General features: G+C 60.0%; 24 protein-coding genes. 17 read left to right on the top strand and 7 right to left on the bottom strand.

Annotated features, from left to right (window positions below; all coding sequences use genetic code 11):
• The first annotated feature begins 68 nt into the window (after window positions 1-68).
• Window positions 69-851 (top strand): flagellar type III secretion system pore protein FliP, encoded by a 783-nt coding sequence (gene fliP, locus CPA54_RS05945; RefSeq protein ID WP_086431366.1) that lies wholly within the window; start codon window positions 69-71, stop codon window positions 849-851.
• A 12-nt stretch (window positions 852-863) separates the two neighbouring features.
• On the opposite strand, the gene CPA54_RS05940 is transcribed toward fliP, so the two are convergent.
• The gene (locus tag CPA54_RS05940) at window positions 864-1676 is read right to left on the bottom strand and encodes a hypothetical protein (RefSeq protein ID WP_043558159.1); all 813 of its coding nucleotides are present in this window, start codon (window positions 1674-1676) and stop codon (window positions 864-866) included.
• Window positions 1677-1720: 44 nt separating this feature from the next.
• Window positions 1721-3922 (bottom strand): flagellar biosynthesis protein FlhA, encoded by a 2202-nt coding sequence (gene flhA / locus CPA54_RS05935; RefSeq protein WP_081847639.1) that lies wholly within the window; start codon window positions 3920-3922, stop codon window positions 1721-1723.
• Window positions 3923-4127: 205 nt separating this feature from the next.
• On the opposite strand from flhA, the gene CPA54_RS05930 reads away from it, so the two are divergent.
• Both CPA54_RS05930 and CPA54_RS05925 read left to right on the top strand, forming a co-directional pair.
• On the top strand, window positions 4128-5759 hold the full coding sequence (locus CPA54_RS05930) for a tetratricopeptide repeat protein (RefSeq protein WP_249085821.1): 1632 nt from the start codon (window positions 4128-4130) through the stop codon (window positions 5757-5759).
• A gap of 3 nt (window positions 5760-5762) precedes the next feature.
• Window positions 5763-6680, top strand: a complete 918-nt coding sequence (locus CPA54_RS05925; protein ID WP_249085819.1) for a glycosyltransferase — start codon at window positions 5763-5765, stop codon at window positions 6678-6680.
• A gap of 21 nt (window positions 6681-6701) precedes the next feature.
• Here CPA54_RS05925 and CPA54_RS05920 read toward each other — a convergent pair whose 3' ends face one another.
• Complete coding sequence (locus tag CPA54_RS05920; protein ID WP_249085817.1) at window positions 6702-7754, bottom strand: transglycosylase SLT domain-containing protein; 1053 nt, start codon at window positions 7752-7754, stop codon at window positions 6702-6704.
• Window positions 7755-7940: 186 nt separating this feature from the next.
• Between CPA54_RS05920 and CPA54_RS05915 the strand changes: the two genes are divergently transcribed.
• From CPA54_RS05915 to CPA54_RS05905, 3 genes are read left to right on the top strand one after another with little or no spacing between them, the layout of a single operon-like run.
• Entirely contained in the window at window positions 7941-9044 is a 1104-nt protein-coding gene (locus CPA54_RS05915) for a flagellar basal body P-ring protein FlgI (protein WP_052348903.1), read from the top strand.
• A 56-nt stretch (window positions 9045-9100) separates the two neighbouring features.
• The gene (locus tag CPA54_RS05910) at window positions 9101-9487 is read left to right on the top strand and encodes a rod-binding protein (protein ID WP_081562786.1); all 387 of its coding nucleotides are present in this window, start codon (window positions 9101-9103) and stop codon (window positions 9485-9487) included.
• Entirely contained in the window at window positions 9484-9963 is a 480-nt protein-coding gene (locus tag CPA54_RS05905) for a hypothetical protein (protein ID WP_143539866.1), read from the top strand. The genes CPA54_RS05910 and CPA54_RS05905 overlap by 4 nt, the downstream gene beginning before the upstream one ends.
• 30 nt (window positions 9964-9993) lie before the next feature.
• On the opposite strand, the gene CPA54_RS05900 is transcribed toward CPA54_RS05905, so the two are convergent.
• Window positions 9994-10482 (bottom strand): hypothetical protein, encoded by a 489-nt coding sequence (locus CPA54_RS05900; protein ID WP_086431294.1) that lies wholly within the window; start codon window positions 10480-10482, stop codon window positions 9994-9996.
• A 5-nt stretch (window positions 10483-10487) separates the two neighbouring features.
• Complete coding sequence (locus tag CPA54_RS05895) at window positions 10488-11213, bottom strand: glycosyltransferase family 25 protein (protein ID WP_043558168.1); 726 nt, start codon at window positions 11211-11213, stop codon at window positions 10488-10490.
• A gap of 217 nt (window positions 11214-11430) precedes the next feature.
• Between CPA54_RS05895 and CPA54_RS05890 the strand changes: the two genes are divergently transcribed.
• The 9 genes from CPA54_RS05890 to CPA54_RS05850 all read left to right on the top strand — a co-directional run bounded on the left by CPA54_RS05890 (window position 11431) and on the right by CPA54_RS05850 (window position 20541).
• Complete coding sequence (locus CPA54_RS05890) at window positions 11431-12243, top strand: DUF1217 domain-containing protein (RefSeq protein ID WP_249085815.1); 813 nt, start codon at window positions 11431-11433, stop codon at window positions 12241-12243.
• 101 nt (window positions 12244-12344) lie between these two features.
• Window positions 12345-13730, top strand: coding sequence for a flagellar protein export ATPase FliI (gene fliI / locus CPA54_RS05885; RefSeq protein WP_052348932.1), 1386 nt, complete (start codon window positions 12345-12347; stop codon window positions 13728-13730).
• Between the two features lie 19 nt (window positions 13731-13749).
• Window positions 13750-14208, top strand: coding sequence for a hypothetical protein (locus CPA54_RS05880; protein ID WP_043558171.1), 459 nt, complete (start codon window positions 13750-13752; stop codon window positions 14206-14208).
• Between the two features lie 180 nt (window positions 14209-14388).
• Window positions 14389-15171 (top strand): hypothetical protein, encoded by a 783-nt coding sequence (locus CPA54_RS05875; protein WP_227449683.1) that lies wholly within the window; start codon window positions 14389-14391, stop codon window positions 15169-15171.
• 63 nt (window positions 15172-15234) lie between these two features.
• Window positions 15235-16437 carry a flagellar motor protein MotB gene (locus CPA54_RS05870; RefSeq protein ID WP_143539865.1) on the top strand — a complete coding sequence of 401 codons (1203 nt, stop codon included), beginning with the start codon at window positions 15235-15237 and terminating at the stop codon, window positions 16435-16437.
• A gap of 60 nt (window positions 16438-16497) precedes the next feature.
• Entirely contained in the window at window positions 16498-17358 is an 861-nt protein-coding gene (gene motA / locus CPA54_RS05865) for a flagellar motor stator protein MotA (protein WP_043558177.1), read from the top strand.
• A gap of 36 nt (window positions 17359-17394) precedes the next feature.
• The gene (locus CPA54_RS05860; protein ID WP_249085814.1) at window positions 17395-19332 is read left to right on the top strand and encodes a hypothetical protein; all 1938 of its coding nucleotides are present in this window, start codon (window positions 17395-17397) and stop codon (window positions 19330-19332) included.
• A 27-nt stretch (window positions 19333-19359) separates the two neighbouring features.
• Window positions 19360-20085, top strand: a complete 726-nt coding sequence (locus CPA54_RS05855) for a flagellar hook assembly protein FlgD (RefSeq protein ID WP_086431291.1) — start codon at window positions 19360-19362, stop codon at window positions 20083-20085.
• 102 nt (window positions 20086-20187) lie between these two features.
• Window positions 20188-20541 carry a flagellar biosynthesis regulator FlaF gene (locus CPA54_RS05850; protein ID WP_052348933.1) on the top strand — a complete coding sequence of 118 codons (354 nt, stop codon included), beginning with the start codon at window positions 20188-20190 and terminating at the stop codon, window positions 20539-20541.
• A gap of 16 nt (window positions 20542-20557) precedes the next feature.
• On the opposite strand, the gene glf is transcribed toward CPA54_RS05850, so the two are convergent.
• Window positions 20558-21712: a UDP-galactopyranose mutase gene (glf, locus tag CPA54_RS05845; RefSeq protein WP_043558188.1), complete on the bottom strand. Its 1155-nt coding sequence runs from the start codon at window positions 21710-21712 to the stop codon at window positions 20558-20560.
• A 12-nt stretch (window positions 21713-21724) separates the two neighbouring features.
• On the bottom strand, window positions 21725-22147 hold the full coding sequence (locus tag CPA54_RS05840) for a hypothetical protein (protein ID WP_043558192.1): 423 nt from the start codon (window positions 22145-22147) through the stop codon (window positions 21725-21727).
• 332 nt (window positions 22148-22479) lie between these two features.
• Between CPA54_RS05840 and CPA54_RS05835 the strand changes: the two genes are divergently transcribed.
• Together CPA54_RS05835 and CPA54_RS05830 are read left to right on the top strand one after the other, a co-directional pair.
• Window positions 22480-22740, top strand: coding sequence for a hypothetical protein (locus CPA54_RS05835; protein WP_143539915.1), 261 nt, complete (start codon window positions 22480-22482; stop codon window positions 22738-22740).
• Window positions 22741-23075: 335 nt separating this feature from the next.
• Window positions 23076-23786, top strand: a complete 711-nt coding sequence (locus CPA54_RS05830; RefSeq protein WP_154981157.1) for a MucR family transcriptional regulator — start codon at window positions 23076-23078, stop codon at window positions 23784-23786.
• The last annotated feature ends 25 nt before the right edge of the window (window positions 23787-23811 follow it).

Genomic DNA, 23811 nt, shown 5'->3' with positions numbered 1-23811 from the left:
TGAAAGGCCGTTCGGGTACCGGAATGGTGGCAGACATGTCAGCCTGCTGGAAACGCCTGCGGCGCGCCATGGTTCTGGGAGCGGTGGGGCTGTGCTGTCTGGCTGCTGGCATAACGCTGCTGTGTGTACTTTCCCATTCGGCCACAGCCCAGTCCATCACGCTGGATATGGGCAAGGGGGGTGGAATTGGTGAGGCCGGAACAACAAGCCGTCTGATCCAGCTGACGGCCCTTGTGGCGTTTCTGTCCCTGGCACCAAGCCTGCTGGTGATGATGACGGCCTTCACCCGTATCATCATCACGCTCTCATTGTTGCGGAGCGCCATCGGGGCGCAGGGGACACCGCCCAACATGGTTCTGGTGGCCCTTGCGCTGATCCTGACCCTGTTTGTCATGCAGCCGACGCTGGAGCGCTCATGGCAGCAGGGTATTGAACCCCTGATGGACGGTCGGGTGGAGGAGATGGCAGGTCTCCAGGCGGCGGCTGAGCCGTTCCGTGATTTCATGGTCCATAATGCCCGTCCGAATGACGTGGCCATCTTTTACCATTTGGCAGGGCTGAAGCCCCAGCCTGCACCAGCCAATGGAGCAGCTGCTCCGGCTCCACCATGGCGGGTCATTGTTCCGGCCTTCATGGTCGGTGAGCTGAGCCGTGGGTTCGAGATGGGCTTCCTGCTCTATCTGCCGTTTCTGGTGATCGACCTTGTCACGTCCAGTGTGCTGATGAGCCTGGGGATGATGATGCTGCCACCCCCGACCATTTCCCTGCCTTTCAAGCTGATTTTCTTTGTACTGGTGGATGGGTTCCAGATGGTGTCGGGCGGGCTGGTCCGTAGCTTTGGCGGGGGGTAGCCCTGCCACCTTTCACCCCGGCAGGACCAGAAGTCTGCGGGCCAGAATGGTCGGTGTCAGCTGGGTAAAGCCTTCATTGATGCTGCCGGAATAGCTGCCATAGGTCAGTGGCAGGCCGCAGGCGGCGGCGGTGATGATGCTGCCGATCCGTCCGGACTGTTCCATGCGGCTGGCGATCATTGATTTTGCACCACATTGCAGGAAGGCGGCGGCAATATCCGTGCTTTCCTCCGGGTCCATCCCTGCGGGGATGACGAGAGACAGGCTGGCCTCCGTACGGGCCACGACATCCTTCATTTCGCTCATGGCCTTGGGGGAATAGACGCAGAGCCCCGGCAGATCTACCAGAATGATGCGGTTGTAGCTGTCGATGAAGCGGGGGTTGATGCCGCCATAGGCTTTCATCAGATCAATGTCGCAGCCTCGCAGGATGGAGGCCAGCTTGATGTAGCTGCCCGGCGTGCTGTCGCAGGCCAGGACGAGCGGCCGTCTGATCCTCCCGCCGGACTGCCGGGCCTGTCGGGCATAGCGGGCGGCCAGTTTGGCCAGTGTCAGGGACTTGCCAGAGCCAGAGGCCCCGCCCAGTGCCATGGGCACGCCCAGCCGTAGCGGGAAAGGGGAAAAGTTGATCACACGTTCCAGCCCTGCCGCCAGGCTGCTGCCTGCCATGGCATTGATCAGTTCCTGCGGGATGGAATGCCACGCCAGAATCTCCGGTATGCTCAGGGCATTGGCGGGCAGGGCGACATCTCCGCCAGCCATGCCGGAAGCACCTGTGGCGGTGTGATGCTGGGGAGATGTCTGGGTGGAGGAAAAGCTGGTCATGGGTCAGGTCCGGTGTTGGAGGGGTTTCAGTCTGTCGGGGCCAGTCAGTTCACTGTGGCGACGGTACGGATGCGGGTCCGGGGATAGATTTCCGCCTGTGCCATGACGGCAACCGAAGGGCGGATTCGGTCCACGATCATACGCACGGAATCCCGTGTGGCGGAGGTCGTGACAATGACGGGCATTTCCCCCAGCGTGGCTGTCTGGTCGAAGGCACGGCGCAGGGCCGTGACGAAGCGGTCCAGCATGGCTGGGGGCATGGCCAGCGTGCGGTCATCCCCCTGTCCGACCGTGTTGTTGAGGATGTTGCTCTCCCAGTCTGCAGAGAGGGTGATCATGGAAATGCAGCCAGAGGGCCCGACATAGCTGTTGCATATCTGTCGGGCGAGGCGGATGCGGACATGGGCTGTCAGGGCCTTGATGCCCTTGGCGGCCAGGGCGTGGCCTTCCTGTATGCTTTCAAGAATGGTGGGCAGGTCACGGATGGAGATGCGCTCCTGCAACAGGGACTGGAGAACACGCTGGACCGTGCTGAGGGACACCTGTGAGGGGATGAGGTCGTTGACGAGCTTCTGCTCTTCCTGTGGCAGATCATCCAGCAGGGACTGCGTGGCGGCATAGGTCAGCAGATCGCCCAGATTCTGGCTGATGGATTCCGTCAGGTGGGTGATGATGACAGTGACCGGGTCCACCACTGTGTATCCCTGGTCTGTGGCCTGTTTCTTCAGGTCGGGATCAATCCATATGGCAGGCAGGTTGAAGGAGGGTTCGGTTGTCTTCTCACCCGGCAGGGGGGCCTGCCCATTCTTGTGGGACGGGCATATGGCCAGCAGGTGGTTGGGCCTGACCTCACCCGAGGCAATGTCGATTTCCTTGAGCTTGATGACGTAACGGTCCGTCGGCAGCTGGATGTTGTCCTGAATCCGCACGGATGGCGTAATGAAGCCCATGTCCGCTGCCATCTTGCGGCGCAGGGCCTTGATCTGTTTGGTGATCTGGGCATTGTCCCCGCTGGCCAGCGGGAGCAGGCCATAACCGATTTCCAGCCGCAGGAGGTCGATTTTCAGAAGGTCGGAAATGGGTTGCGTGGTGGGAGCGGCGGGCTGGGTGAGGGCTTCCTCACCTTCATCCTGCCGGGGAGTCCTGTAGCGGATCCACGCCCCGATCCCGGCCACGGCGGCAATCATGAGGAAGGGGAAAGCCGGCAGGCCGGGCATGACGGCAAACAGGGCTGACAGGGTGGCCGCAATGGCCAGCGGCTTGGCATTGCCCGCCAGCTGGCGGAAAAGTGTTACGTCTGCCGAGCCATCCGTACCGCCCTTCGTGACGACGATACCGGCGGCCAGCGAGACCAGCAGGGCGGGAATCTGGGAGACGAGACCATCACCGATGGTCAGGGTGGTGAAGGTCTGTGCCGCCTCACTGATGGGCATGCCATGGCGCAGCACGCCGATGGTCAGACCGCCCAGAATGTTGATGGCGGTGATGAGGATTCCGGCAATGGCATCATTGCGGACAAATTTGGCAGCACCATCCATGGCTCCGTAGAAGGAGCTTTCCTCTTCCAGTTCCTTGCGTTTGGAGCGGGCACCACGCTCATTGATGGCCCCTGAGGCGAGGTCGGCATCAATGGCCATCTGTTTGCCGGGCATGGCATCGAGGAAGAAGCGGGCCGAGACCTCCGCAATGCGGCCCGACCCCTTGGTGATGACCATGAAGTTCACCACCAGCAGGATGCAGAAGACGATCCCGCCGATCACCACATCATTGCCCATGAGAAAGCCGCCAAAGGAGGCGACAACATGCCCGGCTGCATAGGCACCTTCATTGCCATGGCTGAGGATGAGCCGTGTTGTCGCCACTTCCAGCGAGAGACGGAACATGGTCGTCAGCAGCAGCAATGTGGGGAAAGACGTGAAGTCCAGAGGCCGTTCCAGAAACAGCGCCACCATGAGGATCAGCACGGATGAGGTGATGGACAGTGAAAGCCCGACATCCAGGATCAGCGTGGGGAGCGGTACGATGAGGATGGAGATGAGCAGGATCACGCCCAGCGCCAGCAGGATGTCGGTGCCGGGCAGGCGGGCGGCAAGACGGGAGGCCGCTCCGTTGGGTGTGAAGAGGTCTGCCGGGTTCCGTATCAGCGTGCCCAGCCTTCCGCCCAGTCCGCCAGCTCCCCCTGCACCGGGAGCCGCCTTGGGGGCGGGAGAACCTGACCGTTGCGGGGAAGAAGAAGGAGCGGGCATTGTCATCCTGACTGATGATGTGCTGCCTTCCCCGGCTTGGGTGACGGGTAGGGAAGGTGGCAACAAGGTTTATTAAGGCCTGTTATCTATGAGTTTGCAATTTAGCCATTAAAGTCTTGCCCATCAAGGTTTATGGGGACATGTTGTTTTGCCATGAACATGACCTGTCAGGTCATTGATGGTTCAAGGCATGAAGAAAGGCAGCATGATGGCAGGAGCAGAGCAGCATGGCAGGGTGGAAGATGGCAGTCATGAGGCTGGTCAGACTGCGCTGACCCCGCAGGAAGTGACAGCCTGCTGCCAGCAGCTTGTTGCCCGTGGTGAGGGAGACCAGGCTGTCAGTCTGGCCATACAGATTGCCCAGGGGACGCAGGATGTGGCGCTCATTCTTGCGGCGGGCCTTTTTCTTGTCCGTTTCACCCCTCGGCATGAGGTGGTGATTGCCGTCTTCCGCAAGGCTCTGCTTTTGATGCCGGAGGCGGAACCCGCCATGGCCTCCATGCGGGGCGAGGTGAAGATTTTTCTGGCAGGGGCGCTCATGGTGGCGGGCGAACGGGAAGAGGCCATGGCCCTCTTCATGGATGTTGCCCGGACTCTGCCAGAACATCGGGTGCTTGTCGGGGAGCATCTTTCAATGGCCCTGCTGGAGGCGGGGCTGGCGGATCAGGCTGAGCAGGTGCTGTTGGCCTGGCTTGCGGATGGACCGCCCTCCGTCTCGCTGTACAACAACATGGGTTGCGCTCTGGGACGGCTGAACCGCTCCCGGGATGCCCTGGCCTATTATCGCCGGGGAATGGAGCTGTCCTCCCGGCATGAGGCTGTTTCCTTCGGCTATGCCATCGCCCTGTTGAAAGCCGGTGAGTATGAGGAGGGCTTTGCCCGCTATGTAAGGCGTGTGCCCCGTATTCCGAGCCTGAACTGCTGGTTCTATCAGGACCTGCCCAGACTGACGAACGATGTTCCGCTGGAAGGGCGCCACCTTCTTTTCTATCAGGAGCAGGGGCTTGGCGATACGATCCAGTTCATCCGCTTCCTGCCGGAGATCGTCCGCCGGGCAGGGCGGGTCACGCTGGCCGTTCTGCCATCGTTGGCCCGGCTGCTGAGGGAAAGCTACCCCATGGTGCAGGTCTGTCTTATCACGGAGCTTCTGGACCATCCGGAGCGCGTGGCAGAGTATGATTTTTCCTGCCCGATACCGGACCTTCCCTATCTCTGTCATCTCAGGCACGTGGCTGATATTCCGGCTTTCAGTCCCTATCTGGAAGTTCCGGTGCGGCGGCGGGAGCATTTTGCCCGACTTGTGGAGCAGGCCGTGGCACAGGGTGGCCGGGCAGGGGGGCACAGCCCCGCCGGGCGGCGCCTGCGTGTAGGGCTCGTCTGGGCAGGGGATTCTCGGTCCAGCGCACAGGATGTGGCTGCAGACAGGCGGCGTTCCAGCAGCTTTGCGGAGATGATGGAGGCCCTCGGGCCGGTGGAGGCTGATCTGTTCAGCCTTCAGTATGGCGACCGGCGGGGAGAGCTGGAGCCAGTGGAGAGGCAGGGAGCGGTCGTGCATGATCTGATGGGACACGTGCAGGACATGGCGGATACGGCTGCCCTGATGGAAAGTCTGGACCTTGTCATTTCCGTTGATACGGCCCCGCTGCATCTGGCTGGGGCACTGGGCCGGGAAGTCTGGCTGGTCAGTCGATGGGATGCCTGCTGGCGGTGGGGTGATGAAGGTGACCGCACCCCGTGGTACCCGACCATGCATATTTTCCGGGCGCAGGAGCTGTCTCTTGCCCCTGTTCTGAAGGATGTGGCCGTCTCCCTGAGACGGCGGATTGCGGAGGGCTGAGCCATGTCATCTTATAAGGTAGCCATCCTGCTGCGCACGAAAAACCGTCCCGTTTTTCTGCGTCGGGCTCTGGAAACACTGAGGGCGCAGAGCTTTCAGGACTTCCGTATCCATATCATCAATGACGGGGGAGACATGGCCGCCCTGCGGGCCTGCGTTGCAGAGTGTGGCCCATCATGGGGGGAGCGCCTTTCCTGCGTGGACCTGCCCCGGTCTGTCGGACGCAGCAAGGCACTGGCCCTTGCCTTGGCCGTGTCCGACGAGCCTTATATTCTCATCCATGATGATGATGACACGCTGGAGTCTTCTTTCCTGGCAGAGACGGTCGCCTTTCTGGAGCGGGACGGGACGGGTTTCTATGCTGGTGTCACGACCAGCAATTATGACGTGTATGAACGTATCGAGGATGGACGGATCATCACGGATAGGAAGACGGACCAGTTTGGCCGCAAGAGTGGCTCGCTGGTGGATTACGGCCTGTATCTCTCCCACATGTATGTCATCATGCCGATCACCTTCCTGTTCCGCCGGGCGGCCCTGGCGGTGGCGGGTGGAGTGGAAACGCGGCTGGATTACGTCGAGGACCACGATCTCTTCCTGCGTGTCATGATGGCGGGTGAGGTCGGGATTCTGGAAGAGTGCCTTTGTTCATACCATCACCGTCTTGCGACTGGTGACGCCAATGATGCCAGCCAGCATGAGGTGACCCATGATTACGTGCTGGCCTACAAGAACGACATCATCCGGAAGGCCATGCAGGGGGGAGACCGCCTGAGACAGATGCAGGCCGGTTTCATCCAGGGGAATCATCTGGGGCGTTCCCAGCTTGGGCAGCTGTCCCGGCAGGTGGCACAGCTTCAGGAGGGCTTTGCCAGCCTGTCACAGGTGATGGTGGAGCTGCTTGGTCATATCAGACGCTGAGGGCCACTTCTGTCGGAATGGTCAGTAGGCCGTGGCGTAAGGGACATTGCTGGCAGCGTGGACGGGCATGGCCCGGTAGGCGGCAAGACTCCGGCCATTCTGTGAGCTTTTCATTCGCTGGTGCGGTGGTGGGGGCATGGCAGGGCGGAAATAACCCCGGAAGGGACGGAAAGGACGATGCCCCTGTGAGGGAGCCTGTCCCGGTGTGGCCGCAGCAGCAGGCTGCGCCACAGGGGGCAGGGGGCGTGTTGTTTCCCGATGGCGGAGAGCGGCCAGAAAACTGGCGGGCCCTGTAGTGGCGTGGGTTATGCCGGTCCCTGATGGGGAGGCTGATGCCGGCCTGATGACGAAGGGCCGGTACGGCCTGGTCGTCTGCACCGGGTGGTTCTGACCAGCGCCAGAATGATCGCCAGTCATGACAGCCGCCACAGCGGGATGTGGCGATGTGGAAAGAGGGGGGTGTGGCAGAGGCGTGTCCAGCGGTGTGGCCCATTGCTGGAGAACCTGTTGCAGGTAGGTCGTGCCCAGGGTGCCTGTCTGTGAATGATAAGCAGCAGCGGCCCGTGGCCAGCTGCCGGTCTGGTCCTTCATTTTCTGGAGAAACAGGCCAGCATAGCGGGCATTGCTGTAGGGGTCGAAGGCTGTATCCAGAGAGGGGAAGGCTGTTGGATGGTGGAGGAGATTGACCTGAAGGCAGCCGACATCAATGGACTGTATGCCCTGCTGCTGGAAGGCTTTTACAGCCTCTACCGCTTCCTGGCGTGAGGCATAATAGTGACCTGTCCCGGCAACATTGATGCTCCATGGCCATGGGGTGAGGGTGCCATTGCCATCCGGGCGGCCTGTTTCCACCCGGCTGATGGCCGAAAGGAAACCATCCGGCAGTCGCAGGGCCCGTTCTACCTGCTCCGTGGCAGTGCGGCAGAGGCGGGACTGGGTGGGGTCCATGGGGGGGAGTGAAATCTGGGCCATGGCAGGCGGGGTCAGGAACATGCCCAGAAGAAGCCCCGGGACCCGCCAGAGGGCGAGGTGGAGCCAGCGCCCGGGTTTGTCATGCTGAAAGATGGAGGTCATGGGTCTCTCAAGGCTTTCTTTTGACGGACTTTCAGGGTAACCAAGGAATACCATTAAATAATTTTCCTTGTATAATCCATATATAAGGTTAAGTTGGAGCGTAGGAGACTATGCTTGATGTTTTTGAAGAGCTGTTGCGCCTGGCTGTCCCGAAGTCTGGATGGGATTCGGCCTGCCTGTCGCTGTATGATGCTGGCGATCTTCGGATGCGTGCTGTCTGGCATGTTTTCGGGTGGCTCAGCCCATGCCTCTGCGGTCCGTATCAAGGATATTGTGGATTATGAAGGAATCCGGGACAACCAGCTCGTCGGTTATGGGCTTGTTGTCGGTCTGAACGGCACCGGGGACCGGCTGACCAATACGCTTTTTACCCGTGAAACCCTGGTCGGCATGCTCAACCGTCTTGGTGTCAATATCCGGGACAAGGCCATCCAGCTGCAGACACACAACACGGCCGCTGTCATGGTGACAGCCAGTCTGCCGCCGTTCTCGCATGGTGGCAGCCGGATTGACGTAACGGTTTCTGCCGTGGGTGATGCCCAGAGCCTGACAGGCGGTACGCTGATCGTGACGCCTCTTCAGGCTGCAGATGGTGAGGTTTATGCCGTGGCGCAGGGGTCGCTGGTGACGAACGCCTTCACGGCCAGAGGGCCGGGGGCCGTCGCCACCCGTAATGTGCCAACCAGTGGGCACATCGCCAATGGTGCCGTGGTGGAGCGGGAAGTGCCCGTTCTGCTGGGGGCTGGTGGGGTGATCCATCTGTCTCTCAAGAATTCGAATTACACGACGGCGGTTCGCATTGCCGATGTCATCAACCGGCACATGGGCCGGGGGACAGCCCGGGTGGATGATCCCAGGACGGTGGCCGTCAACCTGGCCGGGCGCAACGTCTCCGAGGCCCTGTATGAGATCGGGGATCTGACCGTCACGCCGGACACGATGGCCAAGGTCATCGTGGATGAAGCCGCTGGGACCATCGTCATCGGGGATAATGTCCGTATCACCACGGTGGCCATTGCCCAGGGGAACCTGACCGTGCAGGTGACCAACAGCCCTGAAGTTGTCCAGCCCAACGCCTTTGGTGCAGGGCAGACTGCTGTCGTGCCCAGGACGCAGATCAATGCCACGACCGATCGTGAACACAGGATGGGCATTCTCTCTGATGGCCCCTCCCTGGCCAATCTTGTAACGGGCCTGAATGCCCTTGGGGTTGGCCCCAGAGACATGATCAGTATTCTCCAGGCCATCAAGGCGGACGGTGCCTTGCAGGCTGAGCTGGAAGTGCGCTGATCGCAGGGATGAATCCAGTCTGACTGTCTGTCTTTTACAGGAGAAAATACCGGTTCATGAGTATTTCGTCAGTCTCACATGCGGCGTCTGCGCATGTGGCGGCCCCGTCTGCCGGAAAGCAGGCAGACCGGAGCCATCCCATGTCTCCGCAGGATGAAAACAGGGTCCGTAAAACGGCCCGGGATTTTGAGGCCATGGCGCTGGGAGAAATGCTTCAGCCCATGTTCGATACGGTGGACAATTCCGCAGCGCCCTTTGGGGGAGGCAATGCCGAGAAGCAGTTCCGCTCCATGCAGGTGCTGGAACTGGGCAAGGAGGTTGCCCGTAGCGGGGGGATAGGGATTGCCCATCAGGTTTATGGCCGGATGAAGGCCATGCAGGAGCAGGCCGCCCAGGCCAGCAGCATACATCCCAGCAACAGGACAGGAGGATACAGACCGTGACATTGCAGAGGCTTGGCAAAGCCGCACGTCGGCTTGCCGGGCATTTTTCCAGACGGGACGAGGATGAACTGGACGGCTCTTTCCTGCCCCATCTGATGGGCAGTTTTGCCCGGGCCGCGGACATCATGGCGCAGGAAAACCGCTTTCTTCAGGATAATGACGTGTCAGCTGCTGCAGCACTTCTGCCTGAAAAGACAGCGACCATGGAAGAGCTGACAGCCCTTGTGGCCAGGGCACGGAAGCATGATGTACGGGTGGAGAATCTTTCTCCTGCCTTTCGGCAGGTGCAGAGGCGTTTTACTGAAATTGCTGCCCAGAATGGGGAGCTGTTGCAGCAGGCTCTTGTCACGCAGGAGGCCGTGATGAAGCTGCTCATTGAAAGTGCGGTGGAGGCCAACCGTCATGGCTATGGCCGGACGGGCGAGGTGGGATCTGATACGTCCTGCGGGTCACTTTCACTGAATGACCGGGCCTGAGCAACGGGCCAAAGGCCCGTTGCGTCTCTTTTACCAGTATCCGCCGATCATGTGGCGTGGCTGGTTGTTGTCCGGGTCTGCGGCCGGGCTCCAGACGGTCCAGTCCCATGAGGTTGTATCCCGGTAATTTTCAGCCGTCATGGCGGGCAGGGGCGGGTCCTGCGGTGGATGATGGGCGTGTTTGCGCTGCATGATGGCCTGCATGTGGGCCTGAAGGGTGCCATAGGCGGTTTCATCCCCCATATACACACAGCCACAGGCCAGTGGGTCAGCATAGAGGTAGATGCGCTGCCCGCTCGGGGCCATGCGGTAGGTCAGGCTACCAGGTGGCAGGCTGTTCATGAGGGCAAAACGGGCGGTCGTGTTGGCCGGGTGGGCGACAAATCCGGCATGGCTGAGCAGGCTGCCTTTCTCCAGATAGGGGGCGGCCGGTCGTACGCAGCCAGCCAGAGCCAGGCCGAGCAGGGCCGTGCAGGCATGTCTCGCCATGGCAGAGGGTGAGGGGATGGTCAGGGCCATGGTTGTCACTCCCGGTTCAGGCTTTTGGCTGTCTGATTGTCCGTCAGAACCAGGGGCGGCACACAGCAATAGGCCTTCATGTCGGCATAATGGCGGTTCATGAGATGGTCGACACTGGTGCTCATCAGGGTCCTGTTGCCCAGTGAAGGGTAATTGATGGGCAGTGTGGTCATGGGCAGGCAGCGTTTCATGAGGGAGACGGCCCCACGGGGAGACAGGGCGTAACCACAGATGCCAAAGGCCTGCTTCAGGCGGAAAGGAAGTGTCTCGACCGTCTGGTGCCGGAATTCCTCAATGCCGCAGCGAACATCATCCTGGTTGAAATAGGCGAAACAGTCTGTCTGCCCCGGCAGAACCTCATAATGGAGAGGGGCATCCGAATTCTGTCCCCACAGGATGATCTCCCAGTCTTCCGGCAGCTGTTGGATGATCTGCTGGCTCTTCTGTTCAAAATTCTGGCAGAGAAAAGCGTCATCTTCAAAGATGTTGGCAGGCTCTCCGCTCTGGGCGACTGTTCCCCACAGGGCAACATGGGTCAGCCCCGAGCCAATGGCTCCGGCCGTGAAGTGGCAGTCCTGTGCCAGAAGGCCGGCCTGTATGGCATCCTGTTTGTCCAGCGTTTTGCCATCAATGCCGGGCGCATGAGTGATGTCAGGGCCATGCCGGTTGACCCGCCGGAACCTCTCAAGCCGGTCTGGTGTTCGGGCGAGGCTGATGACGTAATGTTTCATGAATATCCTTCTTGTCATGACAGGCCTGTTTCATGTCGTGTTGCGAAGATATGGCATGTTTCCAGGTCATGCCATATCTGTTATGGTTAAAACATGATCATTTTATCCTTGCATTAATCATTCGTGTTTTAATGTGAGGCCAGATGCTGGCAGATGTCGTGCCAGCCTTATGGTTTTATGGAGGAGGCGGCTTATGGGGCTTGGTGGCATTTCACCCGTGGCACAGTTTCTTATGGCCCAGAAAAATGAGGTCCAGACAGCAGCTGACAGCGTGAAGGGCGACACTACGGCCAAACGCATGGTGTCGGACTTCCAGGACAAGGCACCATCCATCACCACGGCCAAGCAGCTCATGAGCAACTACTCTGCCAATCAGGTGGTGCTGAAGGCCTATAATCTCAGTTCCCTCAGCGGGCAGCAGGCTGTGGAAAAGGCCCTGCTGACGCAGGACCCCACCTCCTCCTCTTCTCTGGCCCAGACCTCCCGGAATGCCAGCTGGCTGGCTTTTGCTGATGCCTTCGCCAGCATGGGGGCGGGGCATGGCACGGCCAGTGCAACGCCTTTTACTTCAGACATGATGGCATCGACGGTGAGTGCCTACGAGCAGCGCCAGTACGAGACAAGCGATGCCCAGCAGAAGAATGGCGTGGGGGATGCGCTCTATTTCACCCGGAGGATGCAGTCCGGCAAGATCAAGACGGTGGATGACCTCATGGCGGACCCGACCCTGCTGCGTGTGGCAGAGGTTGTCAGCGGGTATGATCCGGACCAGTTCGGGGCTCTGGATTTCGACCAGCAGAAGCGCATCATCAGCAACAAGGTTGACATGAAGACCTTCTCGCAGCCGGAGAATGTCCAGCGCTATGCCGAACGGTACCTGACGCAGTTGCAGATTCACCCCAGCTATAACAGTGATGACAAGCCGGCCAGCATGATCGATCTTTTTGGTGGGGATGATGGTGGAGACGGCATCCTCGCCCTGTTTGGGGGTAGCGGTGATGGCGGGACTTCGTCCTCCGGTCTCTTCTGATGCCCGGAGCCCTCACCCTGCCGGATATTGAAATCCAGTGCCGGGCCGTGCGGGAACGCCATGTGATGCTCTCCGTCCAGCTTGCCCGGCAGAAGGATCTCATGGAGACCCTGACAGGGACCATCCGCCCCGCTGCGGAGGATGCCCCCATAGGGGAGCTGACCGGGCATGTGGTGGATGTCTCTGGCTTGTGCGTGACGGTGGATGGTCTGGCGTCCTTTACGGCCGTAGGGGACCAGATACGCATCAGGACGCTGGATGGCCGGGACATTCTGGCGGAAATCATTGCCTTCCGCCATGGTCAGGCACTGGCGATGACCTACGAATCCATAGAAGGAATCGGGGCCGGCTGTCCGGTCTTTCATGAACTTCACGGCCAGGGGCGGCAGGGTCTGTCTGGCGGGCTGGCGGTCAATGAATCATGGATTGGCCGTGTTGTGGACCCGATGGGGCAGCCGCTGGACGGTAGAGGGCCTCTTCTGCCATCGGCAGCCCGGCAGCAGCGTCATGCCCGCCCGCCGGAAGCCGCCGGACGGGCCCGGCTGGGGGCAAGGATTGATCTGGGAATCAAGGCCCTGAACCTCTTCACGACCTGTCGGCAGGGGCAGCGCCTGGGGCTTTTTGCGGGCTCCGGTGTGGGCAAATCCACGCTCATGGGGATGCTGGCCCGGGAGACGGCCTGCGATGTCACGGTCATTTCTCTCGTGGGGGAACGGGGCCGGGAAGTCCGGGAGTTCATGGAGGATGACCTGGGGCCGGAGGGGTTGGCCAAGTCCGTGCTTGTTGTCGCTACTTCGGACAGTTCCGCCCTCATGCGGCGGGAGGCTGCCTATAGCGCCATGGCCGTGGCGGAGCATTTCCGCAATCAGGGCAAGTCCGTCCTGCTGTTGATGGACAGTGTGACCCGCTTCTGTCAGGCCCTGCGGGAGATAGGTCTTTCAGCCGGAGAGGTGCCTGCTACCCGTGGTTATCCGCCCAGCGTGTTTGCAACTCTGCCTCGCCTGCTGGAGCGTGCTGGCCCCGGTGCATTGGATGAACAGGGCCAGGCAGGCCAGATGACGGCTTTCTTCTCCGTTCTCGTGGAAGGGGATGACCAGAACGAACCGGTGACGGACACGGTACGGGGGATTCTTGATGGTCATGTGGTGCTGGAACGCTCCATTGCTGAATCGGGCCGGTATCCGGCCATCAATGTTCTGCGGTCATTGTCCCGTTCCGTACCGGGTTGCAACAGCGAGAGTGAAAATGAGCTGACAGTCCGGGCACGGCGTCTTCTGTCCCAGTGGGATGAGGTGCGGGACCTTGTCCGGCTGGGCGCCTACAAGGCTGGGAATGATCCGGAAGCCGATCTGGCCGTACAGCTTGGCCCCCAGCTGGAAGAATTCCTCATCCAGAAAAAGACGGAGCGTGTCTCCCTTGAGGACTCTTTTGCCGGTCTGCGGGAGCTTCTCTCACAGGGTGAGCGTGTAGAAGCGCACCCCGCCTGACGTGTGAGGAGGGAACGTCATGAAACCGGCACGGCTCAAGGCCCTGACATCTCTGCTTACCCTCCAGAAGCGTAACACGACTTTGGCCCGTACAGAGCTGGCCCACTGTCTGGCCGAGGAAAAACGCCTTGAGAACAGCATAAGCGAGCTGAAGGCCCAGATGCAGGAGAACCGGATTCTTGTCAGTCAGGCCCGGGAGGAAGAAGCGCAGGACCTGACCCTGTGGAACGGATACCGGTACTGGCTGCCCATCGCACAGGAAGAGATGGACCGTCTGGAACAGGCGCTGGACAATGCCAGGGCGGTAAGTACTGCAGCCCGTGGCCGGGTGATGGACTGCGTGCGTGCACAGGAGGCGACGGATGGCCTGCTGCGGCAGGACAGGCTGGAGCAGGCAGACAGGCTGCGACAGCAGGAACAGGTGGCTCTTGATGAACGGGCGCAGCATCAGAAGATGTTGGAAGAGCTGGAACTGTAAACAGAACATTTCCTTCCCATGACGAAAAGGCTTCCATCTGGTTCCATCAGGATTACATGGGCGTGGTTTTGGCAATCATTTAATATTATTCCTTATAAAATCCTTGAGACTCAACAATTCGCTGCGGTATTTCCATGATTAAACTTATTTTTTCATGTCCTTTTCGCATGGGCATACTTCATGGAGGGAATCGCAACGATGCAGATGGGGACCACGCCTTCAGGCAAGATCATGCTGGCGACGCCCTGCTTTGGCGGGATGGTGACGACAGGCTACATGCTGTCCGTCATCGGTTATGCCTCCAGCGGTCAGAGCATCCCCATGACGGTCATGCATGTCGGTGATGATGCCCTCGTGACACGGGCACGCAATACACTGCTTTCCAATTTCTATTTCCGGTCAGACTGTTCGCACATCCTTTTTGTCGATGCTGACATCAGCTTCCCCGCCAATGCCCCGACACGTCTGTTTGAAACAGGGAAAGATGTGGTGGCCGGGATGTACCCACTGCGTGAGCGGTTCTGGGACGAAGAAACAAAACACAACATTCTTGCCGGGGAACGCCAGCAGACAGCCTCTTTGCGTTATGTGGGCGAGACGGCGGCCATGCATGAGACCTATGAACGTGGCCCGCTGTTGCAGACCGCCTATGCCGGGACGGGATTCATGATGATCAGCCGTCATGCGGTCAGCCGCATGATCAAGGCCTATCCCGAGCTGGAATACAGGCGCATTGATGCCCCCGAGGGTGAGGATGGCCGACGGTTTGCCCTGTTCGAGGGCAGCGTGGATACCGAGAGCGGTACCTATCTCAGTGAAGATTACACGTTCTGCAAACGCTGGCGGGAGATTGGTGGAGAGGTCTGGCTGGATACGTCCATTGAGTTGACCCACACCGGCACGGCGTCTTTCTCCGGCATGCCGTCCGTACGTGTGGGCATCGCCCATAACAGGGGCCGTTGATGATGGCCAGGACCGTTGGTGGCCTGCCGGTGATGGGTGGCCCGGGGGCGTGGTGGTGCTGCCATGGCTGACCGGAAGAATGCCCGACCCATCATCATCAAGCGGGAAGAGGTTGTGGAGGCAGGGCATCATGGCGGTGCCTGGAAGGTCGCTTATGCCGACTTCATGACAGCCATGATGGCATTCTTCCTTCTCATGTGGCTGCTGAACATCACCACGGATGAGCAGAAGCGTGGCATTGCCCTGTTCTTCAATCCGATGGCGGACAGGACGGGCAAGGCGACATCAGACCAGGCGCTGCTGGAAACCTCGCCCCTTTCGGCACCTTCCTCCCTGCGTACGGTGCACAATTCCGATCATGAGCCGCCGCCGAAGCCGGATTCCTCGGAGACTCACCCAGAGGATCAGGGCTCAAGAGGCGGCCGGGCAAGTGAGGGTATCCTGACCGCCAGTGGCGTCAGCATCCTTCCGCCCGGTATGGCGGACCGTCCGGATGAGGATGAAGCCAGTGTCGGCCGTCCCGAGATCATTCCTCTCGGAGGGCCGAAGAGTGGGGCGGCAGAGAATGTTGGCCAGGTTGGCCAGGGCAATGCCGCTGCTGATGGCAGTGCCGGGGGACCAGCCTCTGCTGCTCAGTCCACCGGGGCTTCTGCCGACCATGAGAGCAGCCATGAAGCTGGTACGGAAGGCGTGGCGGCAGGTCTGCATCAGGCCGCCCAGGAGGATGCCCATCTCCGTCAGACCGTGGAAGGGCTGAAGGCCAGCCTGGCCCATCAGGCCGGACTGAATGAGCTGAAGGATAATCTCGGCTTCAGGATGGGGGCGGATGAAATCCGCATCGAGGTGCAGGATACGGCCCACAGGCCGATGTTCGATAATGGCGAGACCATGCCCAACAGGGAAGGCATGGCCCTGCTCGGGCAGATCGGTTCCTGGCTTGGCAGCCTGCCGGAAGATATCTCCATCATCGGGGAGACGGATGGTGTTCCGTACCATCTGCGGCAGGTCAATCCACATGGCCTGTCCAACTGGACACTCTCCGAGATGCGGGCCGACCGTGTGAGGGAGCTTCTGGTCCGGGCGGGTTATCCAGACCGGCGGATAAGGAGCGTGGAAGGGCGTGCGGACCGCAGTCTGGCCAACCCCGCCCACCCGGAGGCACCGGAGAACCGGCGGATTGTTCTGCTCATCCATCGTCTGCATCCGCTGCCGGCATCCTTTCAGGCCGGTACACAGCAGGCCCCCCCGCAGGGGGCAGCACGATGAACAGGCAGGAAGAGATGATAGGTCATGATGTCAGAGCCGTTTTGAGAGGGGAACAATAGGATGCTGTATATCGGTGGGCTGATTTTTGCGTTGCTCTGCGTGTTTGGTTCCTTTGCGGCTTCGGGCGGGGCACTGGCTCCGCTTCTGGCATCCATGCCGTTTGAGCTGCTGACCATCCTGGGGGCTGCCGTGGGCGTGTTTGTCATGAGCAACAGCATGGCAGCGCTGAAGTCGGTTTTCGGCTACCTGATGCTGGTCGTGAAAGGCCCCCGGCACAGTCAGCAGAGCTACATGGACCTTCTGGCCCTCATGTACCGCCTGCTGCGGCAGGCCAACATGAAAGGCATCGCCTCTCTGGAAAACGATTTTGAAGAGCCGCAGGAAAGCAGCATTTTTGCCACGTCTCCACGCATCAAGCAGGATGAGAAGACCCGTGACATGATCTGCGACTACCTGCGGCTCATCAGCATGAATCTGGATGAAAGCCACCAGCTGGACGAGATCATGGGCAGGGAGCTGAAGAAGAACCTGCATGAGGATCTTCACGTTGCCGAATCACTTTCCGGCATTTCCGATGCCCTGCCTGCTCTTGGCATTGTGGCGGCCGTGCTGGGTGTGGTGAAGACCATGGCTGCCATCAGCAAGCCGCCTGCCGTGCTGGGGGAAATGATTGCCGGTGCCCTTGTGGGAACCTTTCTCGGGGTGCTGCTGGCCTATGGTGTGGTCGGGCCGCTGGCCTCGCGGATGCAGGCCATCGTGAAGATGGACAATCGTTATTATGAAACGATCCGCACCGTGCTGGTGGCGTACCTGCAGGGGCAGCCGCCGCAGGTGTGCATCGAGATTGGCCGCAAGGACATCCCGGAAGAATTCATGCCCGGCTTTGCAGAAGTCGACAGCATGTTGAGTGAGCTGACCTGACAGACATGATGCTGCCTGAATGAATGTGAGAACGCCATGGTAATGCCCCGTCCTTCACTCTCCAGCCTTCCCCTGCCTTCTGCTGGTGGCAGCCGGTCTTCGGCGGCCATGTCCGCTGGGAGGGGCGCCGTGCGCTCTTCATCGGGCGGGAAAGGCTTTGCCGGAGTTCTGGCAGGGCAGACACCGTCCGATCATGACGGGGCGGATGTGCCGTCTTCTGATCAGGACCAGCCCAAGGCGGCCGCCCCTCATACAGGCGGGACGGATGGGACAGATCGTGGAGACAGGTCGCAGGGCAGGTCATCTGCTCCGGCCGCCGGGGCTCACGATGATCAGACGGCTTCTTCTCCCGCCGACAGGGGGGACGGAGCGGACGGGTCGCAGAAGGCCGATACATCCGCAAAGGCAGCGCCTCATGCTGACCGGCAGATGACAGGGGATCAGTCGTCCCATGATGGGGTAGCGCCAGAGGGGCTGGCCACGCAGAGTCTGTCTCTGGCAGCGCTCATGGCGTCCCCTCAGGTGTCTATGGTCACGATGGAAGCGGGACAGCCCCAGTCTGGCCCGGCGGGTGGTGGGACGGCCACGGCCATGCCGTCTTCCAGCCTTGGGCAGATGACCGGCGGGCGGAGTGATGCCGGAGTGGCAGCGCTTGCGGGGCTGGGTACGGTTCCGGCTGGTGGTGAGGCTTCCATGGCGTCAGCTCATGCTACGGCCAGTGCCACAGCCATTTCCTCTTTCTCATCCATGGAGCATCTTTCCCAGGCTTCTGCTGCGGCGGGCACTGCTGGAAGTTCTGCCATGGTTTCGACATCGGATCTGATGCGCCTCGTCAGCAGGTCCGGTGATACGGCGTCTTCTCATGGGCAGGATACCGGGGTGCGTGATGACGTGTCGTCCCGTCATGCTGCCGCCGGACGGATGATGGATGCAGCCCTGCTGGCCCGGCAGTCCACACAGGTTCCCACAATGGTGAATGCCGCCACACAGGGCCCGAAAGACAGGGCACTGTCGGCTGTGCAGGCGATGAATTTCCAGTCCGGCATGGCGGGTGTCCTGTCCGGTCCGTCTTCCATGGCAGGAAACACGGTGACTGCCTCCCGGCAGGGGGATTTGCGCAGCGGGCCTGAGGGCCAGACAACAGACAGTCTGTTCAGCCTTATGGTGAAGGCTTCGTCTGGAGAATCGGAGGCGTTTTCTGCTGGTCATGGCGACCAGGGCGCTTCCGGTGAGGGGCAGGACATGCCCGGGCATGAGAGTGCCGGGGTGACGGGAGGCTCTGGTGGGGATGGCGGGCAGGAGGTGCAGGGCAGCCTGTCGTCCTTCGCTGGCCTTGTGACATCCTCCGAGGGGCACATCATCCAGCCGGAAACCCGTGGCGTGACAGCGGGCGTGACATCGCATGAAGCACGGCAGGCCGCTGCAGAAACAGGTCTTTCTGCCCTTCAGACAGGTGGTTCCGCAGCTGGTGTGCTGGCAGGGCGGGCGACTGCCGGGCAGGCCGGGACGCTGACCATGACCGTCATGACAGCGGATTCAACGCCGGTTCATGTGCAGCTGGACCGCTCCGCAGCAGGTCTGTCGGCCCTTTCCTTGCAGGGCCAGGATGATGGCACGACCGAGGCCCTTCAGAAAACACATCATGTTCTGGCCAGAGAGCTGGATGAGGCAGGCCTTCATGCCAGCCTGATGAAGATTGATGTCCTGCCTGCCGATGCCGGCCATATGGCCGGAGGCCAGGAGCAGAACATGCCGCAGCATCAGTGGCAGGGGGGGCATCAGTCTTCAGGGCAGCAGGCCGGTGCCTTTTTCTCTGGAGGGCAAGGCGGCAGCTCCCAGGAACAGCGCTCCCGCTCGGGAGATGATGTGCCTGTTCCAGCCCGGCAGGAACCGTCTCTTCAGGCAGAGGAGAGCGCCGTCACCCCCGCCACGGTCAGGCCCGCACGGATGGGCCATCTCAATATTTCAGTCTGACATGCATCATCTCGGAAGGAGAACCACATGGTGAATTCACTGTCTTCCAACAATCTTCTGGCCTTGCAGCAGGCGACAGACAGCGCCGCCCGCAGTGGGGCAGCGTCCCTCTCCGGCGCCGGGCAGAGCGGGTCATCCGCAGGGACCACGGAAGGTGCCTTTGCCTCGATGGCAAAGAATGAAAACAACTTCCTGACCCTTCTGACAGCCCAGCTGAAGCATCAGGACCCCAGCAGCCCGATGAATACGGAGAACATGGCAGCCCAGTTGGCGCAGTTCTCCAGTGTGGAGCAGCAGGTCCAGACAAACAGCAACCTCAACACCCTCATTTCTCTGAATGAGACAGCCCAGTTGACGCAGGACAAGGGGCTGGTCGGGCGGCAGGTCAGTGCTTCCGGGTCCACGCTGCCCCTGCAGTCCGGTTCGGCTGGTCTGTCCTTCCAGGCAGGAGCGGGCCAGATGGTTGGCATTTCCGTGGCCAACAGTGCCGGGCAGGTGGTCTATCACGACGTGGTGCGGGCGGATGGCGGCCAGACATCCTGGAACTGGGATGGCAAGGACGACAATGGCACGACCCTCAGTGATGGGGCCTATAGCGTGGCGGTGAAGAGTGTGGACAGCCGGGGCAATACGGCTGACGTGCCCTTTACCGTGCGTGGCACGGTCACGGGGATGAAGAAGACCAGCACGGGCATGAATGTCATGATGGGTGGGGCTGAGGTTCCGCTCTCCAGCGTGCAGGCCACAAGCTGAACCACGCCTGATGATGCATGAACAGGGCAGGCAGCCACGACGTATTGGCTGCCTGCCGGATGGAATGGGAGGTTGTGAGGGAGCATGTATCAGAACAACGCCATGAATGCTTATCGTATGGCGGCCAGTTCGTCTCTGTCGGACAGGGAAGCGGATGCGGAATGTTTCCGCAGGCTGATTGCCATGCTGGAAAGCGTGGCCCATGAGACGGATGTCATCACGCGGAATCAGGTCATCGCGAAGAATCAGCGTCTCTGGTCGCTCATCCAGCGTGCCAATGCGGTGGAAGCTGGCATGGTCGAGACGGAAGACAGGCTTCTTTTTGCCCGGATGGCCGATCAGGCCCAGAAGTATGGCATACGGGCCATGCTGGACCCCACGCTCAGCCTTGCTCCCCTCATAGAGACAGCCCGCAACGTGCTGGACGGGCTGGAAATGGCCATTCAGGAGGGCTGAAACGCCTTCCCGCCCTTCAGAGCGGATTGGTGAAAAAGACTGGCAGTGGCCTGCCCTCGGCGAGATGGTCGTCCATGATCTGGCAGGCCGCAAGAGCCTCACCAATGGTGACATCCATGTCCAGATAACGGTAGGTCCCTAGCCGCCCGAGGAAAGAGACGTTTCGGGCAGTCATGGCCGTGCGGACATAGCGGTCCAGCATGGCTGTCTCGCCTGCCAGCCTTATGGGGTAATAGGGGGCATCTTCCGGCCCGGCCAGGCGGCTATATTCACGGAAGCAGACTGTCCTGCTGAAGCGTGCGGCCTCCCAAGGGGCGAAGTGCTTGTGCTCGCTGATGCGGGTATAGGGGATGGATTCGTCGCAGTAATTGATGACCGCCGTCCCCTGATAGTCACCTTTCGCATCGATCCGTTCAAAATTCAGCGTGCGATAGCCAAGACGGCCATGGCAGAAGCTGAAATAGCGGTCCAGCGGGCCAGTATAGAGTGTATGGTCCATGCTGTTGCAGGACTGGAATGTTTCGAAAGACGTGTTCAGCCGTACGGTGATGCGGGGATGGGTGAGAATCGTTTCGATCAGGGTGGTATAGCCTTCCACCGGAATGCCCTGATAGGGATGACTGAAATAGTTGTCATCGTAATTGAAGCGTACCGGCAGTCTCTTCAGGATGGCGGCGGGAAGGTTCGCCGGGGGCAGGCCCCACTGTTTGGTCGTGTAACCTTTGAAGAAGGCCTCATAGAGGGCAGGGCCGATCATGTGCAGGGCCTGCTCCTCGAAATTGCGGGGTGAAGCCATGTCCTGCACGGCCTGCTGCCGGATGAATTCCCGGGCTTCTGCGGGCTGCATGGTCTTGCCGAAAAACTGGTTGATGGTCAGCAGGGTGATGGGAAGGGTGTAAACCCGCCCCTGGCTGATGGCCTTGACCCGATTGATGTAGGGGGCAAACCGTCCGAAGCGCTGCACATACTGCCAGACCGTTTCCTGTGCGGTATGGAAGATATGGGGCCCATAATGGTGAAGCATGATGCCCGTCTGCGGGTCCCGGGCTGTATGGCAGTTGCCACCATTGTGTGGGCGTTCATCAATGACAGTGATGCGGTGGCCTCGCTCAGCCAGATGACGGGCCGTGACCGCCCCGCTGAATCCGGCACCGACGATACAGAAATGCATGGCAGGCTGGTCTCAGGGGCCAGTACAGTTCTGGTCTATGCAGCTCCGGCTTGGTGGGGCTGGCGGATAGGGCAGGCCGGGATAGGGGGCCTGGGTCTGGATGTAGGTGTTCCATGGCATGAAGCCGGGTTCGTCCCAGCCATTCTGGCGGGAGTAACGGGGTGTCTGGTACGTTCCCCAGAGCGGCGCTGCCCACGGTGCCGGTATGCCCTGCTGGCGGTACTGGTCCTGCTGCCATGTGCCGGAAAAGGATGGCGGTGGCGGTGGGGGCGGTGGCAGATGGGTGAATTCCCCGGTGGGCGGCGGTGGAGGAGGGGGCGGGCTGAGCAGGTATTCACTGCCGCCGTAGAATCCCTGGGCTCTGGCAGGCAGGATGCCCCCGCCGGCCAGGGCAAGAAGAATGATGGCAATGGATGGACAGTGCAAACGGGTCATCTCACGGTTCCTGCATCATGTGGCCACTTTGCTGGCAGCCAGTCTATGACCTTCTCATGTCATGATAGCTTAGAAAGTATTAAATGCTGGGAAATCATGGTGTTATTTTTGTTCTGGCCTTTTGTGATGGTTATGTGATGCTTACTGTGAGTGCTGTTTAATATATATTTAACGATAGTAATGTATATGAGCGCTCCGGTTATCTTTGCACGCAAAGACTTCTGGCTGGTTTTGCTGATTTCTGTGACATGATCGACCTATGTACCGTGTTCTTGGCAACGTGATATGAGGACAAGGTCTGCCATGACAAAACTTTGGAGAAGGATTACCTGATGCCTCGTATAGCTGGTTCTTCCTGTCCTGCGGAAACCGAGGGACGTATGAAGGATTTTCTTGCCGATATACGTGCGCTTGCTGAAGGGAGCATGGTGGATTCAGCTGACCGGCAGGGCAGAAGGCTGAGACGCTGCGGCCCTCCGGCCATGTGTGTTGCAGGGTATGAGCAGGACAGGGGCCTTTATGAGCGGGCTCTGGATGCTGGGCTGGGGCTGGCAGGCATGGTGGCCTTCAGTGTGGATGGCATGGGGGGATGACCTTGTATTTGCCTTTGTGAGTGGCATCATCCCTGTTTGGGGGTGAATGGTCATGGGAGGCTACTTTTTTCAATCTGTTACGGGGAGACCTGCCGGGGGATTGTTCCGGCAGGTCTTATTTTTTTAAAGGCCATTTTCGGAAAATGTTCATATGGCCATTTTTTTGGCTTTTTCCGGCAGTATGGTCATGACTGTCCGATTGATGGGCATTGTCTGTTTGAAATAGGATCGTATTGATCTTATTAATGTGATGGCCTTATGAAAGGTCTTGTAGGCAAGGCTGCAACAATCATTTAATGTGGCGTTAAGGAATAGGCCGGAGAAGGGAGTGGGATATGACATCACAACCAGCCAGTACGTTTATTGAAAAAGGGATTGGGCGCCTGCTGTCACGGTTTCAGCAGGAGTTTTCTCCTTCCCAGACATTAAGCGATATTGTTGGGCAGGCAGAGCGTCTGCGTGGGATGACAGAAACCTTGCTGGAACTGTCCCACCATTATCCGGACCGGGCGGGTGCCGTGCTGAATGTCCTTTCTGGCCTTGCAGATGTCGGTATCATCCATGACATGGCCAGTGCCGCAGATGAGATTGCCATCATTGCCCGCAAGATGGAGGCAGGGCTGGCGTCGGAGAAGCGGGAAGGCAGCCATTCTTTCGCCGGTTTTTCCGCTCTGGCTGCACAGCATGAAGGCCACGGTGTGAACGGGTTTGGTGGTCATTTCGTGCAGGGCATGTCCCCGGAAGTGAAAGAAAAGCCCGGCCAGTGGATCGCAAGCCGTGATGAACCTTACTGTGCCCCGGAAGAATCCATTTTCAGTGACGAGATCATCTGTCTGCATTGTGGTGGGGCCTTCAGCATGCTGAAGCGCCATATCGAGCGGCAGCATCGCCAGAGTCCGGATGGCTATCGTGTCTATTGGGGGCTGTCCCCGGATTATCCCATGGCCTGTGAGAGCTATTCGGCCATGAAGAAGCTGGAGGCCTCCAGGACCGGTCTTGGCCATTATGACCGCAAGAAGAAAGGCCGCTCCCGCATCAAGGCATGAGGATGCCACGCCAAGGCCATGCAGA

Origin of the sequence: Parasaccharibacter sp. TMW2.1890 (assembly GCF_023337645.1) — a bacterium.
Lineage (GTDB): Bacteria > Pseudomonadota > Alphaproteobacteria > Acetobacterales > Acetobacteraceae > Bombella > Bombella apis.
This window is presented reverse-complemented; position numbering and strand designations above follow the sequence as displayed.

Bases quoted from the DNA above. Each gene is read 5' to 3' on its own strand.
- fliP (WP_086431366.1), top strand. From the start codon at position 69: ATGGTTCTGGGAGCGGTGGGGCTGTGCTGTCTGGCTGCTGGCATAACG.
- CPA54_RS05940 (WP_043558159.1), bottom strand. From the start codon at position 1,676: ATGACCAGCTTTTCCTCCACCCAGACATCTCCCCAGCATCACACCGCC.
- flhA (WP_081847639.1), bottom strand. From the start codon at position 3,922: ATGCCCGCTCCTTCTTCTTCCCCGCAACGGTCAGGTTCTCCCGCCCCC.
- CPA54_RS05930 (WP_249085821.1), top strand. From the start codon at position 4,128: ATGATGGCAGGAGCAGAGCAGCATGGCAGGGTGGAAGATGGCAGTCAT.
- CPA54_RS05925 (WP_249085819.1), top strand. From the start codon at position 5,763: ATGTCATCTTATAAGGTAGCCATCCTGCTGCGCACGAAAAACCGTCCC.
- CPA54_RS05920 (WP_249085817.1), bottom strand. From the start codon at position 7,754: ATGACCTCCATCTTTCAGCATGACAAACCCGGGCGCTGGCTCCACCTC.
- CPA54_RS05915 (WP_052348903.1), top strand. From the start codon at position 7,941: ATGATGCTGGCGATCTTCGGATGCGTGCTGTCTGGCATGTTTTCGGGT.
- CPA54_RS05910 (WP_081562786.1), top strand. From the start codon at position 9,101: ATGAGTATTTCGTCAGTCTCACATGCGGCGTCTGCGCATGTGGCGGCC.
- CPA54_RS05900 (WP_086431294.1), bottom strand. From the start codon at position 10,482: ATGGCCCTGACCATCCCCTCACCCTCTGCCATGGCGAGACATGCCTGC.
- CPA54_RS05895 (WP_043558168.1), bottom strand. From the start codon at position 11,213: ATGAAACATTACGTCATCAGCCTCGCCCGAACACCAGACCGGCTTGAG.
- fliI (WP_052348932.1), top strand. From the start codon at position 12,345: ATGGAGACCCTGACAGGGACCATCCGCCCCGCTGCGGAGGATGCCCCC.
- CPA54_RS05880 (WP_043558171.1), top strand. From the start codon at position 13,750: ATGAAACCGGCACGGCTCAAGGCCCTGACATCTCTGCTTACCCTCCAG.
- CPA54_RS05875 (WP_227449683.1), top strand. From the start codon at position 14,389: ATGGAGGGAATCGCAACGATGCAGATGGGGACCACGCCTTCAGGCAAG.
- CPA54_RS05870 (WP_143539865.1), top strand. From the start codon at position 15,235: ATGGCTGACCGGAAGAATGCCCGACCCATCATCATCAAGCGGGAAGAG.
- motA (WP_043558177.1), top strand. From the start codon at position 16,498: ATGCTGTATATCGGTGGGCTGATTTTTGCGTTGCTCTGCGTGTTTGGT.
- CPA54_RS05860 (WP_249085814.1), top strand. From the start codon at position 17,395: ATGGTAATGCCCCGTCCTTCACTCTCCAGCCTTCCCCTGCCTTCTGCT.
- CPA54_RS05855 (WP_086431291.1), top strand. From the start codon at position 19,360: ATGGTGAATTCACTGTCTTCCAACAATCTTCTGGCCTTGCAGCAGGCG.
- CPA54_RS05850 (WP_052348933.1), top strand. From the start codon at position 20,188: ATGAATGCTTATCGTATGGCGGCCAGTTCGTCTCTGTCGGACAGGGAA.
- glf (WP_043558188.1), bottom strand. From the start codon at position 21,712: ATGCATTTCTGTATCGTCGGTGCCGGATTCAGCGGGGCGGTCACGGCC.
- CPA54_RS05840 (WP_043558192.1), bottom strand. From the start codon at position 22,147: ATGACCCGTTTGCACTGTCCATCCATTGCCATCATTCTTCTTGCCCTG.
- CPA54_RS05835 (WP_143539915.1), top strand. From the start codon at position 22,480: ATGCCTCGTATAGCTGGTTCTTCCTGTCCTGCGGAAACCGAGGGACGT.
- CPA54_RS05830 (WP_154981157.1), top strand. From the start codon at position 23,076: ATGACATCACAACCAGCCAGTACGTTTATTGAAAAAGGGATTGGGCGC.